This is a genomic window from Aeromonas sp. R1-2 (genome assembly GCF_040908505.1).
GTDB classification, from domain to species: Bacteria; Pseudomonadota; Gammaproteobacteria; order Enterobacterales; family Aeromonadaceae; genus Aeromonas; species Aeromonas veronii.
In genome coordinates this window covers 106,544-121,627 of sequence record NZ_JBFODU010000018.1, presented here as the reverse complement: position 1 = coordinate 121,627, position 15,084 = coordinate 106,544, and the positions used below count along the sequence as shown (strand labels likewise).

The window sequence follows — 15,084 nt, the reverse complement described above, 5'->3', positions numbered from 1 at the left end:
CGCAGTCCGGACATGCTGTAAGTCGCGTGGTCATCCCTGATGGCCCACGGCGAAACCGGGGCTTGCCCCTGCGACCCGCTCAACCCACGTCAGGTCGCTTCACTACATTCCTCCCGGCAATCTTCGGATTGCCGTTTTTTTCTGCCGAATCCCCGCCACCAGATATGACAACGCCAGCCCGAAGGCTGGCGTTGCAAACATAGATGCGAGACTGGTTACTGGGTCATGGTCAGGCCATTGCTGTCGGCCCCCAGCACCAGTTTTTTGCCCGGCACGATGCGACCGGAGAGCAGGGCCTGCGCCAGCGGGTTCTCCACCTTCTGCTGGATCGCCCGTTTGAGAGGCCGCGCCCCGTAGACGGGGTCGAACCCGGCATGCACCAGCTTCTCGAGCAGCGCTTCGCTCACCTCCACCTCGTAACCCTGAGCCTCCAGTCGCCCCATCAGGCTCTTGAGCTGGATGCGGGCGATGGACTTGATGTGATCCTCGCCAAGCGGATGGAACACCACCGTCTCGTCGATCCGGTTGATAAACTCCGGTCGGAAACTGCGGGTCAGCACATCCATCAGCATGGCCTTCATCTCGTCGTAATCCTTCTCGGAGTGGTGCTCCTGAATCAGATCCGACCCGAGGTTGGAGGTCATGATCACCACCGAGTTGCGAAAATCGACGGTGCGACCCTGGCCATCGGTCAGGCGGCCATCATCGAGCACCTGCAACAGGATATTGAAGACATCGGGATGCGCCTTCTCCACCTCGTCCAGCAGGATCACCGAGTAGGGACGACGGCGCACCGCCTCGGTCAGATAACCACCCTCTTCGTAACCCACGTATCCGGGAGGCGCCCCCACCAGACGGGCCACACTGTGTTTCTCCATGAACTCGGACATATCGATCCGCACCATGGCATCCTGGGTATCGAACAGGAACTCGGCCAGCGCCTTGCACAGCTCGGTCTTGCCCACCCCGGTGGGCCCCAGGAACAGGAAGGAGCCGATGGGGCGGTTAGGGTCGGAGAGACCGGCACGGGAGCGACGAATGGCGTTGGAGACCGCATCGACCGCCTCTTCCTGACCAATCACCCGGCTGTGCAGCTGATCTTCCATCCGCAGCAGCTTGTCGCGCTCCCCTTCCAGCATGCGGGCGACCGGAATACCGGTCCAGCGGGCCAGCACGTCTGCAATCTCCACGTCGGTGACGCGGTTGCGCAGCAGACTGGTCTCCTGCATCTCGGCCTGAGTGGCGAGATCCAGCTGTTTCTCCAGCTCCGGAATGCGGCCATATTGCAGCTCGGACATCCGACCCAGGTCGCCTGCGCGGCGCGCCACATCGAGATCCTGACGGGCCTGCTCCAATGCAGCCTTGATATGCTGGGTGCCGGCGAGGGCGGCCTTCTCGGCCTTCCACACTTCGTCCAGCTCGTTGTATTCCCGATCTTTTTCGCCAATCTCCTGATTGATCAGCTCCAGACGCTTGCGGCTGGCGTCGTCGTCCTCTTTCATCAACGCCTGCTGCTCCAGCTTGAGCTGGATGATGCGCCGCTCGAGGCGATCGAGCGCTTCCGGCTTGGAGTCGATCTGCAACCGGATGCTGGCTGCCGCCTCATCGATGAGGTCGATGGCCTTGTCCGGCAGCTGACGATCTGCGATATAGCGGTGCGACAGCTGGGCCGCCGCCACGATAGCCGGGTCGGTGATCTGCACATGGTGGTGCAGCTCGTAACGCTCTTTCAGACCGCGCAGGATGGCGATGGTGTCCTCCACGCTCGGCTCTTCCACCAGCACCTTCTGGAAGCGACGCTCCAGCGCGGCATCTTTCTCGATGTACTGACGGTACTCATCCAGAGTAGTGGCACCGACGCAGTGCAGGTCGCCACGGGCCAGCGCAGGCTTGAGCATGTTGCCCGCGTCCATGGCCCCTTCGCCCTTGCCAGCGCCAACCATAGTGTGCAACTCGTCGATAAAGAGGATGACGTTGCCCTCCTCCTTGGCGAGATCGGTCAGCACGGCCTTGAGCCGCTCTTCAAACTCACCGCGATACTTGGCACCGGCCACCAGCGCCCCCATGTCCAGCGACAGCACCCGCTTGTTTTTGAGCCCTTCCGGCACTTCGCCGTTGATGATTCGCTGAGCCAGCCCCTCCACGATGGCGGTCTTGCCGACACCGGGGGCACCGATCAGCACGGGGTTGTTCTTGGTTCGGCGTTGCAGCACCTGAATGGTACGGCGGATCTCGTCATCGCGGCCGATCACCGGGTCGAGCTTGCCGATTTCGGCCCGCTCGGTCAGATCGATGGTGTACTTCTCCAGCGCCTGACGGTTCTCCTCGGCGTTGGCATCTTCCACCTTCTTGCCGCCACGCACCTTGTCGATGGCCGCTTCCAGTTTCTCCTTGGTCAGCCCCTGGGCGCGCAGCAGCTCACCCAGCGTTCCCTTGTCGTCGAGGGCAGCCAGCACGAACAGTTCGGAGGAGATGAACTGATCCTTGCGCTGCTGGGCCAGTTTGTCGCAGACGTTGAGCAGGCGGCCGAGGCCGTTGGAGAGCTGCACGTCCCCTTCTACGCCGCTGACGCGCGGCAGGCGATCCAGCTCCTCGCCAAGGCGGGAGCGCAGGGCGTTGATATCCATCCCGGTCAGGGTGAGCAGCGGACGGATAGAGCCGCCATCCTGATTGACCAGTGCGGTCATCAGGTGAACGGGTTCGATAAATTGGTGGTCACGACCCAGCGCAAGAGACTGGGCATCGGAAATAGCAATCTGGAATTTGCTGGTAAGGCGATCGAGGCGCATTGCACTCCCCCTTCAAACAGGCAGACGCCGCTTACGCGGCAAACAACATAACTTTCTGAGATGAAAGATGAGGCCCGTACGGGCTATTTCAAGGGCATGAGCTGGTTATTTTTTCTGCAAAGCGGAGAGAGGGCAGGATCCCCGCCTCTCTCATATGGCTCTGGTCTTGAGAGAGACGGGCTATTACTTGCGGGTGATTGCTTAGCGGGCCAACCAGATGAGGGAAGCCATCCGGCCGGTCTGGCCGTCGCGACGATAGGAGTAAAACTGCTCGCTATCGCTGAAGGTGCAGTATTCGCCGCCATAGACAGCGGTAACGCCGGCACGGGCAAGGCGCAACCGCGCCAGCTGATAGATATCCGCCAACCATTTGCCGTCGTTGGACGAAGGGACGAACGCCGCTTCTGCTTCAGCCTGCTCAGCCATAAAGGCCTCGCGCACCTCTCCCCCCACTTCAAATGCGGTAGGGCCAATGGCCGGGCCCATCCAGGCCAGGACCTCGCCCGGCTCGCAGCCCATGGCGACGATGCTCGCCTCCAGCACGCCCTCTTTCAGTCCACGCCAGCCTGCGTGGGCCGCTGCGACCACGGTACCCGCCCGATCGCAAAACAACACCGGCAGACAGTCGGCGGTCATCACGATGCAGGTCAGCTCCGCCTCATGGGCGCAGGCGGCATCGGCATCCGGTGCTTGCTGATAATGGCTGCTGACCGGATGAACCACGGTGCCGTGCACCTGATTGAGCCAGTTGAGGGGCCCCGGGATGGCGGCTGCCTGCTGCAAGCCAGTACGATTAGCCTCGACTCGCACCGGTTCATCCCCCACATGGGCACCCAGATTGAGGCCGACAAAGACCCCTTCACTGACGCCGCCATCCCGGGTGGTCGACAACGCCCTGACACACGCCGGGGCTGGCCAGTCGGGTTCGATCCATTTCATCTGTGACTCCTTCAATTCACCGATATAAAAACGGGGCTCCTATAAGGGAACCCCGTTTGGCATCTGTTCAGGCCGGATGACGCCAGAAACCGACGCAGCAGGCCCGATCACATCAGTTCCAGACCAGATCGTCCGGATTGGCGAGAGTATCCGCGCGCAGCACTTCCATCAGCTCCACCATGTCTTGCGGTGTAGCTGAGTGCCACTGCATCACTTCACCCGTGATGGGGTGAGCCAGTTGCAGCATGGTGGCATGCAGCGCCTGACGGTTGAAGTTGCGCAGTGCCTGAGTCAGCTCGGGGGTCGCGTTGCGCAGCGGGCGCAGACGGCCACCGTAAGCGGGATCTCCCACCAGCGGGTGTTTGATGTGCGCCATGTGGACACGGATCTGGTGGGTACGGCCGGTCTCCAGACGCAGACGCAGACGGGTGTGGCCACGGAACTTCTCGTGAACCCGGTAGTGAGTTACGGAAGGACGACCATTGGGCACCACGGCCATATGGGTACGCTGGGTCGGGTGACGGCCGATGGGCGCATCGACGGTGCCACCTGCGGTCATGTGACCGATGGCGATCGCTTCGTACTCACGGGTGATCTGGCGCGCCTGCAACGCTTCCACCAGATGGGTCTGGGCGGGTACGGTTTTGGCAACCACCATCAAACCTGTGGTGTCTTTATCCAGACGGTGCACGATACCGGCACGGGGTACCTCGGCAATGCCGGGGTAGCGGTGCAGCAGGGCGTTGAGGATGGTGCCATCCGGCGTACCTGCGCCCGGGTGAACCACCAGTCCGGCCGGTTTGTCGATCACCAGAATGTGTTCATCTTCATAAACGATGTTGAGCTCGATATCCTGGGCATCCCAGCGAGTATCATCTTCCAGCTCGACATTCACATGCACCTGCTGCCCGGCCAGAATCTTCTCGCGCGGGGTGTTGGCAACCTGACCGTCCAGGGTCACTCTGTCCTGTAAAATCCACTCCTTGATGCGGGTGCGGGAGTAGTCTGGAAACAATTCGGCCAGGGCCTGGTCGAGTCGCTGCCCGAATTGGTGATCCTGGAATTCGCCTGTCAGTTCAATATGCTGGCTCATGTATGGTCTCTTGAGCGGGGGGTATCAATTCGAAATAATCCGGGTATTCTAGCTTTTCTTTTAGCCAAGCATAACGGATACTTTGCCAATTTCGTGGAAATGGACCGGATGTTGTTGATGGGAAAGAAGTCTCACCTGCTGATGTCGCTCGCCTTGGTCGCTACCTTGATCACAGGCTGTTCCAGCACCAAACCCAAGGTACCCGACGAACCGCCGGAGACCCTGTACCAGAAAGCACGCCTCAAACTGGACGTTGGCAATTACGTGCAAGCCACTGAATTGCTGGAGGCTTTGGACTCTCGCTACCCGTTCGGCGCCTACTCCAATCAGGTGCAGCTTGACCTCATCTATGCCTACTACAAGCAGGATGATACCGCTCAGGCGATCGCCAATATCGACCGTTTTATCCGCCTCAATCCGGCGCATAAAAATATCGATTACGTCTTCTATATGCGCGGCCTGACCAACATGGCGGCGGATTACAACTTCTTCCAGAGCCTGTTCGGTATCGATCGGGATGACAAAGACCCTGCTTATGCCCGTCAGGCATTCCAGGATTTCAAGACCCTGTTGCAGAACTACCCCAACAGCGTCTATGCCGCCGATGCCCGCGCCCGCATGATTGGCCTGAAGAATCGTCTGGCCCGATATGACCTGAGCGTGGCCGAGTATTACGTGAAGCGTGATGCACTGGTCGCAGCCGCCAACCGGGCCAAGCTGATTGTCGAGACCTACCCCGACACAGCCGAAACCGAGAAGGCGCTGGAGATCATGGTCGAGTCTTACGACGCCCTGAAGATGCCCCAGCTGGCCAAGCATGCCCGCGAAGTGCTGGCCAAGAACTACCCGGAGAACCGCCTCGGCCGTGGCTGAGTGATACGGATAAACCGGTAACAAAAAACCGATGCCTTGGCATCGGTTTTTTTATCGCTGCAATTTACCCTCAGCTGTTACCCGCAGATTGCTCTGTAGAGCTGGTTCAGCGTGATGGCGACTTCCCAACGCCGTCATCGCAACGCCTACTTCGCGACATTACCCGCCACGTTCAGGGCGTCCCAGGTGCGGGAGAAGGGCGGCGCGTAGGCAAAATCCAGCATGCCGAGCTGTTCGGTGGTCACCCCCATGGTGATAGCCACTGCCAGCGCATCGATGCGGTGGACCGCCCCCTTGCGACCGAGGATCTGACCACCCAGCAGCCGCTTGCTGCCCGCCTCATAGACCAGCTTGACGTGAATGTCGGACTGACCCGGGCAGTAGTTGGTGTGGCACTTGTCCTTGATCACCACAGTGCGATAGTCGATGCCCATCGCCTTGGCTTCCTGCTCGGAGAGGCCGGTACGACCCGCCTCCAGCCCCAGCACCTTGAGCGCGGCGGAACCCAGAGTGCCGGGGAACTCCTGCTCGGCACCCGCCAGATTCTCGCCTACCATGCGCCCCAGCTTGTTGGCGATGGTGGCGAGCGGCACATAGACCTGCTGCTGCTTCACGCTGTGCCAGACGCTGGCACAGTCACCGGCTGACCAGACGTTGGCGAGCGAGCTGCGCCCCTGACGATCCACCTTGATGGCACCGTTTCCGAGCCGCTCGATGCCGGTGTCGGCCAGAAACTCGGTGTTGGGCTTGACCCCGGTGCAGACCACCACGATATCGGCCTCATACTCGCCCTGGCTGGTACGCACGCCGGTCACCCGACCATCCCCCAGCAGTGCTTCAACTCGCTCACCCAGATGAAGAGAGACCCCCTGCTCGCGCAGTTCGGTTTCGATGTGCTGGGTGATCTCGCCATCAAACGCATCGGGGATGACTCGATCCGCCAGTTCGATCAGGCGCACCTCTTTGCCCTGATGGACCAGCGCCTCGACCACTTCCAGCCCGATAAAGCCGGAACCAATCACCACGGCGCGGCGATTATTCTTGTCTTGCACCGCCGCCTTAAGCGCCAGCCCGTCGGCCATCCGGCGCAGACCGAATACCCCTTGCTGCTGCAGACCGGGGATGGGGGGCATCACTTCGCGGGCACCGGTGGCGATCATCAGCCGATCGTAGCGATCGGTGAAGGTGTCGCCGTTATGCTCCACCACCAGGGTCTGAGCAGTTGCATCAACGCTCAGCACCCGATGGCTAATCTTGACCTCGATCCCCTTGGCGGCGAACTGCTCGGGGGTGAACTCGGCCATGTAGCCGGGCTCCTGAAACTCGTCACCGACGAAGTAAGGCAGGCCGCAGGCACCGAAAGAGATCACTTCGGAGGCCTCATACACCACGATGTCGGCATCTTTGGCCAGACGGCGCGCCTTGGCGGCCGCACTCATACCGGCGGCTTCGCCACCGATGATCAGAATTCTCATTGTTTTTCCTCTCAATGGCGCAGGGAGGGCATGCCCTCCCTGCGGTCTATGACGGGAAAGGGTCGCCCCTTTCCACTGGCAGATCAACCGACGCAAATCAGACGGTAGACTCTTCGCCGTCCAGACTCACTTCGTGATCGCTGTTGAACACATGCATGTCGGTCTCGCCCATCAGGCGGCTGGTGACCATCCCTGCGGTGATGGAGCCGGAGACGTTAAGCGCGGTACGGCCCATGTCGATCAGCGGCTCAATGGAGATGAGCAGACCGGCCAGCGCCACCGGGAAGTCCAGCGCTGAGAGCACGATCAGCGCGGCAAAGGTGGCCCCACCGCCAATCCCGGCCACCCCGAAGGAGCTGACGGTGATGATGGCGATCAGGGTCATGATAAAGCCGGGATCCATCGGGTTGACCCCTACGGTCGGGGCAATCATCACGGCCAGCATGGCCGGATAGATACCGGCACAGCCGTTCTGACCGATGGTGGAACCGAAGGAGGCGGCGAAGTTGGCGATCCCCTCAGGAATACCCAGCGACTTGGTCTGGGTCTGCACGTTCATCGGGATGGAGCCCGCACTGGTGCGCGAGGTGAAGGCAAACGCCAGCACCGGCGTGATCTTCTTGAGGAAGCGCAGCGGGTTGATGCCGACCATGCTCACCAGCAGCAGGTGCACGACAAACATGATGGCGATGGCGCCGTAAGAGGCCATCACAAAGCTGAGCAGGTTGAGAATATCTGCATAGTTGGAGCCGGAGACCACCTTGGTCATCAGCGCCAGTACGCCAAACGGAGTCAGGCGCAGCACCAGGGTCACCATTCGCATTACGATGGCATGAGCCACGGCCACGAAGTGGCTGAAGCTGGCGAAGATCTCCGGCTTCTTGCGGGCGATGCCGGTGGCAGAGAGGCCGATGAAGATGGAGAAGATCACCACGGCGATGGTGGAGGTCTTGCGCGCCCCAGTCATGTCGAGGAAGGGATTGGCGGGAATAAACTCCAGCATCATCTTGGCAAACGACATGCTCTCAACGCTGCCGAGGGTGGTCTGCAGCGCGGCGCCACGGGCGCTCTCGGCGGCACCGGAGGTGAGCCCTTCAGCGGTCAGGCCAAACAGGTTGGACATCAGGATGCCCGCCCCGGCGGCGATGGCGGTGGTGAAGATCAGCACGCCTATGGTCATGGCGCTGATCTTGCCCAGCGCAGTGCCGCCATTGAGCTTCAAGATAGCGCTGATGATGGAGACCATGATCAGCGGGATGATGATCATCTGCAGCAGCTTCACATAGCCGCTACCCACGATATCCAGATAGTCGATGGTCTGAACAATGACGGGCGAACCTGCACCGTAAAGCAGTTGCAACGCGGCGCCGAACAGAATACCGAGCCCCAGACCGGCAAATACCCGGCGGGTGAAGCTCACATGTTTTTCCTGTAACCGGTAGAGAAAGAACAGCAAGATGGCGGCGATGGCCAGATTGCCGATAACGCTAAATGTCATGGTATGACTCCCCAAAAAGCGGGCTTGCGCCCGAGAAACAAGAGCAAGCGCCATGCTTGCCCTGGCAACCGTGTCAGACGGTCTGCGCCGTCGTGACAAGAACAAGGGGGTCTATCGCCCCCTTGTCACAGATTCACTGCTTCTGCTGTTTCGCTCGCATGATATTGATGATTTCGATGTCGGTATCCAGCATCCCCTCTTTGGAGAGTCGTCCCAGATTGGCGATGGTCTGGTCCACATCATCGGAGACGATCCCCTCGCTCTGGGGGACATGCAGGTTGTTGATGGCCATCAGCGAAGACTTAACCGCCGCCGAGGTGGAGGTGGAGACCTTCATGGAGCAGGCACTGCCCGCGCCGTCGCAGATGATGCCGGAGACATCGCCAATCATGTTGTTGATGCAGTGGCTGATCTGCTGATACTGGCCGCCCAGCAGCCAGGTGATGGCGGCACCGGCCCCCATGGCGGCGGTACTGGCGGCGCAGAGGGCCGACAGCTTGTTCTGATAGGTCTTGATGTAGATGGCCACCAGATGGCTCATCACCAGTGCCCGGGTCAGCTGCTCGTCGTTCGCCTTGAGGAAGCGGGCAGCCGCGACCACCGGCATGGTGGCGGCAATGCCCTGATTGCCGGAACCGGAGTTGGACATGGCGGGCAGCATGGCACCATCCATCCGCGCATCGGAGGCAGCGGAGGAGAGGCGCATCGCCAGGGTCATCAGGTCATCGGAGAGCAGCTTGCGCTCCACCTGCTCGGTAAGGATCTTGCCGATCTTCAGGCCGTAACCCTGCAACCCTTCATCTGCCAGCGCCTGATTCATGGTGGCGGCCTCGCGGATAAAGTCGATCTCCGCCAGCGGCACTTCCAATGCAAAATCGACGATCTCCCGCAGGGTCATGGTCGGTTTGGCGGATTTGGCGGGCTGGATCTGCACGCCGGGGGCACTGGCCTGCTCCATCAGCACCTCGCCATCCTTCTCCATCAGGATGATGCGGGTGTGGTCGGTACAGATCACAACCCGGGCACTGTGCCCTTCAACTTCGGCCAGCACCTCGGCGTAGAGCACGTCCGGCACATCCTTCACGTCCACCTTGATGGCGGGCAGCAGCGCCTTGGCGGCTTCCACCTGTTCTGGTGTGAGGGTCTTGAGCACCTCCAGCCCGGCATTGGGATTGCCGCCGGTGATGCCGACCGCAGCAGCCACCGGCAGACCGATCATGCCGGTGCCCGGCACCCCGACGCCCATGCCGTTCTTGAACAGATTGCCACTGACCCAGACGCTGATGCGGGTCGGGGTCTCCCCCAGCAACTTGCGGCAGTTGGCCGCCGCCAGCGCCACCGACATCGGCTCGGTACAGCCCAGGGCCGGCACCACTTCACGCTTGAGCAGGGTAATAAAGTCGGTCCATTGTGCTTTCATCGCAGTGTTTCTCATGTTCAGGGTGCCCGCAGGCAGTTATTGCTTGTTCAGATCCGCCTTGTGGTTGCGGATATGCAGATAAACAGTATGACGGGAGATGCCGAGCATCCGGGCAACCAGCTGGGCCACCTCCTTGATCTCGAAGATCCCCATGTCGAAGAGCCGGGTCACTATCTCCTTGTTGCGCACCGTGCAGGAGAGCGAATCGTCCCGATCCACCTTCTCAATCACCTGAGTCACCAGATCATCCACCGAGCTGGCAAAGGTCTCGTTGTTGAGCGGCGCCGGTGCCGCTGGCAGCGCAAAGGTATCGAGCAGGCTGCCAAGGGAGGTATCCAGACTGAAGTTCACGCAGAGCATGCCGATGGGCTTGCCCTGCCGGTTGCTGATGGTGATGGAGGAGGACTTCATCAGCGTCCCGTCGCGGGTACGGCTGAAGTAGCTGCTCCACTGGCTGCCCGCCCCCCCCTGCAAGCGGTTGAGGGCAAAGTCGGTGACCGGCGCCCCCTCCCGGCGACCGGTGACATGGCCGTTGGCAATCTTGATGACCGATGCATCCAGCGTATCGAACGCATGCAACACCACTTCGCACCCTGCGCCAAACAGCGCGGCCAGCGCCTCGACCGCGGGCTCGAAACTGGCGATCAGATGACGTTCTTCATCCGTTAACGAATTGATCAGGTCAGTGGTGGCTGCTGTGGACATATATGAGTAACTTTGAGTAAACCGCAGTTGATTCTACTATCAACAAGATCAACTAATGTTGAGCGGCATCCCCTTTTTGTTCGCCATTATGCCCACCTTTTAACAAAGTGCGACAAATTGTGAAGCGGCGCACAGCAGGGCGGCAACTCAGAGGTGATAGCGGGCCAGCAGTTGCTTGTAGGCGGGAGTCTGTTTGAATGCCTTGAGGGCAGAGGAGAAGCGGATAGCCAGCTGGTCGTGGCCGGGCTTGTGGGTAAACGCGAGGAAGTTGCGGTTGTCGTCGGTCAGCAGGCGCGAGCCGTGGCTCACCTGATCCTGCAACCCCTGGGTATGCAGCAGATAACGACCGACCCGCTCATTGAGCACCACCCCGTCCAGCCGACCGGCCATCATCAAATGCAGCTGTTTGATGGCATTCCCCTCCCCCGTCATCGGCATCCGGATCACCCCGGGATCGGTCAGAAAATCGGGACTATAGGCATAATCTTCCTGAATACCTATCCGCAGACCCTTGAGGTCGGATAGCTGCCTGAAATCAACCGGACGAACCGTCGGATAGAAGAGCACTTCACCGCTGTAAGAGAGCGGCTCTTCGGGGTAGTGAAGCCAGTGCTGGCGAGAAGGTTCAAAGAAGACATCGAGCACCGCATCCCCCTGCCTGAGACGGGCCTGCTGCAGAACCCGCTTCCAGGGCAGCACCCTGATTTCGGTGCGATAACCCATCTGGCGCAACACGGTACAGGCCAGATCGAGATCGGCGCCAGCCAGCTCGCCATTGTCACCACGCATCACATAAGGGGGCCACAGCTCGGTCAGCAGCGTCAGAGTCGGCGGCTCGTCCGCCGCTACGGCCGAACCAGCACCAAACAGGGAGGCCAGCAGCCAGCCGTACAACCCGATCCTTCGCCAACCCTGACACCACATCATGGAGATCCCTCATGGTCCGTATGGATTGAGGATATACAAGGGATGAGCAATAAAAAAGGAGGCTGAAGCCTCCTTGATATTCACTCTCTGAATGGCACTTACAGTGCTTTCAGGATTGCCTCGACGCTGGCCTTGGCATCGCCAAACAGCATCTGGGTATTTTCCTTGAAGAACAGCGGGTTCTGGACACCGGCGTAGCCAGTGTTCATGGAACGCTTGAAGCCGATGACGTTCTGCGCTTTCCACACTTCCAGCACCGGCATACCGGCGATCGGGCTGCCCGGATCTTCCATCGCGGCCGGGTTTACGGTGTCGTTGGCACCGATCACCAGCACGGTATCGGTATCGGCGAAGTCGTCGTTGATCTCGTCCATTTCCAGCACGATGTCATACGGGACTTTCGCTTCCGCCAGCAGCACGTTCATGTGGCCAGGCAGACGACCGGCAACCGGGTGGATACCGAAGCGCACCTTGACGCCGCGGTCACGCAGCTTCTGGGTGATTTCAGCCACCGGATACTGGGCCTGCGCCACCGCCATGCCGTAGCCCGGGGTGATGATGACGGAGCTGGAGTTCTTCAGCAGGTCAGCCACTTCCTCGGCGCTGGTTTCGCGGTATTCGCCCATCTCCTGATCAGCCGTGGAGGCCACGCCATCGGAGCCGAAGCCACCGGCGATCACGGAGATGAAGGAGCGGTTCATCGCCTTACACATGATGTAAGAGAGGATCGCACCGGAGGAACCCACCAGGGCACCGGTGACGATCAGCAGGTCGTTGGAGAGCATAAAGCCCGCCGCCGCTGCCGCCCAACCGGAGTAGGAGTTCAGCATGGAGACTACCACCGGCATGTCTGCGCCACCGATGGAGGCAACCAGATGCCAGCCGAAGGCGAAGGCGATCAAGGTCATCACCAGCAGGGCGAAGGTAGAGCCGCCCGCGTTGACGAAGTAGACCATCAGCGCCAGAGAAGCGACCACGGCCAGCAGGTTCAGCTTGTGGCGGTGTGGCAGCATCAGCGGCTTGGAGGAGATGAGACCACGCAGTTTGCCGAAGGCAACCACGGAACCGGTAAAGGTTACGGCACCGATGAAGACGCCCAGGAAGATCTCGACCAGGTGGATGTTCAGCATGGCGCCGGTCAGGTGCTCGACCTGGGCGACGCTGTTGGCCTGCTCGAACGCCGCACGGGCGGCTGCCAGGGTGGCATCCAGGTTGGAACCGACGGAGACGACCACCTCAGCAGGGGCAGAGGGGTGCAGATCGATGAAGCTGTTGAAGCCCACCAGCACTGCCGCCATACCCACGAAGCTGTGCAGCACGGCCACCAGCTCGGGCATCTCGGTCATTTCGACCTTGAGCGCCAGACGCACGCCGATGGCACCGCCGATCACCATGGCCAGGATGATCCAGTGAACGCCACTGGTCTCCGGGTTGAATACGGTGGCGAGCAGGGCGATAGCCATACCCGCGATACCGAACAAGTTGCCATGCTTGGCCGTTTCTTGCTTCGACAGTCCCGCGAGACTGAGGATGAAGAGCACGGCGGCAACGATATAGGATGCTGTTACCAGTCCTTGAGACACGTTAAACCCCCTTAATCCTTACGGAACATCTTCAGCATGCGCTGAGTGACGGTGAAGCCGCCGAAGATGTTGATACTGGCAATCAGCACGGCGATGAAGGCCAATGCGGTAACCAGAGTCGACCCTTGCCCGATCTGCAGCAGGGCACCGACCACGATAATGCCGGAGATGGCATTGGTGACCGACATCAGCGGCGTGTGCAGGGCGTGCGATACGTTCCACACCACGTAGTAACCAACCACACAGGCCAGGATGAATACGGTGAAGTGGGAGAGGAAGGCTGCCGGGGCAACGGACGCAATCCAGCCGAAGGCGGCGATGCCGAGAGCACCGAACACGAACTTCTTGTTGGAGGGCTTGGCCTCTTCCTTCTTGGCTGCCGGTTTGGCGGCGGCCGGTTTCTGCGGGGCAGCAGAGACGGAGATGGCGGGCGGCGGGAAGGTCACTTCACCGGCCTGGATCACCGTCATGTTGCGCTGAACCACGTCTTCGAAGTCGATGGCAACGTTGCCGTCCTTCTCCTTGCACATCAGCTTCATCAGGTTGACCAGGTTGGTACCGTAGAGCTGGGAGGATTGGGCAGGCAGACGACCCGGCAGATCGGTGTAACCGATCACCTTGACGCCGTTGTCGGTGACATGCAGTTCGCCCGGCACTGTGTATTCACAGTTACCGCCAGCCTGAGCGGCCATGTCCACGATGACGGAGCCCGGCTTCATGCTGTCGACCATCTCTTTGGTGATCAGCTTGGGAGCCGGCTTGCCCGGGATCAGGGCGGTGGTGATGATGATGTCCACCTCTTTGGCCTGCTGGGCGAACAGCTCCATCTCGGCCTTGATGAACTCATCGGACATGACTTTGGCGTAACCATCGCTGGATGCACCGTCTTCGCCACCGAAGTCCAGCTTGAGGAATTCCCCACCCATGGATTCGATCTGCTCGGCCACTTCCAGACGGGTATCGAACGCACGCACGATGGCGCCAAGGGAACCGGCCGTACCGATGGCAGCCAGACCGGCTACGCCGGCACCGATCACCAGTACCTTGGCAGGCGGTACTTTACCGGCTGCGGTGATTTGACCGGTGAAGAAGCGACCGAACTGGTGCGCAGCTTCAACCACGGCGCGATAGCCACCGATGTTGGCCATGGAGGAGAGGGCATCGAGGGACTGGGCACGGGAGATCCGCGGCACCATATCCATCGCCATCACATTGATGTTGCGCTCGGACAGCTTCTTGACCAGCTCAGGGTTCTGGGCAGGCCAGATGAAGCTCACCAGAGTGGCGCCATCTTTAATTTGTGCGATCTCGGCATCGGTCGGCGCATTGACCTTGAAGATAAGGTCGGCTTGCCAGACATTCGGCACCACGCTGGCACCGGCAGCCTCGAAGGCGGCATCATCGAAGCTGGCCGACAGGCCTGCGCCGGTCTCGATGGCGACCTCGAAGCCGAGCTTTTTCAGCTGCTCGACGGTAGCCGGGGTCGCTGCGACCCGGGTCTCACCGGCGAGACTCTCTCTCGGTATTCCAATCTGCATGACTATTCCCTGATGGTTAATAAACAATCGCTGCCCAGTGTCTCACTTCTGACGAAACAAGACATGACCAAAGTGCAGGTCCAGGGCTCTTTGTTATGAAAATCAGTAGGCTTTACCTCAACCTCCTGTCATGGTCAGGCCCCCGCTTTTCAGGCGCGAAGGTGATTAGTATCAAATTTTGGAGTTTTATTACAACCGCAGTCCCGACGGCACTCGTACAGAATTCAGCCCATCCCTGGCTAAG

At 60.3% G+C, this 15,084-nt stretch carries 11 protein-coding genes; 1 reads left to right on the top strand and 10 read right to left on the bottom strand.

All coding sequences use genetic code 11. The features are described 5' to 3' along the window. Positions 1-215 precede the first annotated feature (215 nt). The 3 genes from clpB to rluD all read right to left on the bottom strand — a co-directional run bounded on the left by clpB (position 216) and on the right by rluD (position 4,821). Positions 216-2,789, bottom strand: coding sequence for an ATP-dependent chaperone ClpB (gene clpB, locus AB5Y76_RS07255; RefSeq protein WP_005339779.1), 2,574 nt, complete (start codon positions 2,787-2,789; stop codon positions 216-218). A 201-nt stretch (positions 2,790-2,990) separates the two neighbouring features. After that, positions 2,991-3,728 (bottom strand): peptidoglycan editing factor PgeF, encoded by a 738-nt coding sequence (pgeF, locus tag AB5Y76_RS07250; RefSeq protein WP_368177700.1) that lies wholly within the window; start codon positions 3,726-3,728, stop codon positions 2,991-2,993. A gap of 112 nt (positions 3,729-3,840) precedes the next feature. Beyond that, positions 3,841-4,821, bottom strand: a complete 981-nt coding sequence (gene rluD / locus AB5Y76_RS07245; RefSeq protein WP_005339771.1) for a 23S rRNA pseudouridine(1911/1915/1917) synthase RluD — start codon at positions 4,819-4,821, stop codon at positions 3,841-3,843. A 117-nt stretch (positions 4,822-4,938) separates the two neighbouring features. On the opposite strand from rluD, the gene AB5Y76_RS07240 reads away from it, so the two are divergent. Further along, on the top strand, positions 4,939-5,694 hold the full coding sequence (locus AB5Y76_RS07240) for an outer membrane protein assembly factor BamD (protein WP_019446583.1): 756 nt from the start codon (positions 4,939-4,941) through the stop codon (positions 5,692-5,694). Between the two features lie 146 nt (positions 5,695-5,840). Here the strand turns inward: AB5Y76_RS07240 and AB5Y76_RS07235 are convergent, their stop codons facing one another. The 7 genes from AB5Y76_RS07235 to pntA all read right to left on the bottom strand — a co-directional run bounded on the left by AB5Y76_RS07235 (position 5,841) and on the right by pntA (position 14,840). Next, complete coding sequence (locus AB5Y76_RS07235) at positions 5,841-7,169, bottom strand: CoA-disulfide reductase (RefSeq protein WP_368177699.1); 1,329 nt, start codon at positions 7,167-7,169, stop codon at positions 5,841-5,843. 97 nt (positions 7,170-7,266) lie between these two features. Continuing rightward, positions 7,267-8,667, bottom strand: a complete 1,401-nt coding sequence (locus AB5Y76_RS07230; RefSeq protein WP_263717795.1) for an L-cystine transporter — start codon at positions 8,665-8,667, stop codon at positions 7,267-7,269. Positions 8,668-8,800: 133 nt separating this feature from the next. Continuing rightward, on the bottom strand, positions 8,801-10,102 hold the full coding sequence (locus tag AB5Y76_RS07225) for a serine dehydratase subunit alpha family protein (RefSeq protein ID WP_263717797.1): 1,302 nt from the start codon (positions 10,100-10,102) through the stop codon (positions 8,801-8,803). 21 nt (positions 10,103-10,123) lie between these two features. Then, positions 10,124-10,792: a transcriptional regulator gene (locus tag AB5Y76_RS07220; RefSeq protein ID WP_263717798.1), complete on the bottom strand. Its 669-nt coding sequence runs from the start codon at positions 10,790-10,792 to the stop codon at positions 10,124-10,126. 147 nt (positions 10,793-10,939) lie between these two features. Further along, complete coding sequence (locus AB5Y76_RS07215; protein ID WP_263717799.1) at positions 10,940-11,719, bottom strand: ABC transporter substrate-binding protein; 780 nt, start codon at positions 11,717-11,719, stop codon at positions 10,940-10,942. Between the two features lie 98 nt (positions 11,720-11,817). Further along, positions 11,818-13,302: a Re/Si-specific NAD(P)(+) transhydrogenase subunit beta gene (pntB, locus tag AB5Y76_RS07210; RefSeq protein WP_005339759.1), complete on the bottom strand. Its 1,485-nt coding sequence runs from the start codon at positions 13,300-13,302 to the stop codon at positions 11,818-11,820. 11 nt (positions 13,303-13,313) lie between these two features. Further along, entirely contained in the window at positions 13,314-14,840 is a 1,527-nt protein-coding gene (gene pntA, locus AB5Y76_RS07205; protein ID WP_019446577.1) for a Re/Si-specific NAD(P)(+) transhydrogenase subunit alpha, read from the bottom strand. Positions 14,841-15,084: the final 244 nt, after the last annotated feature.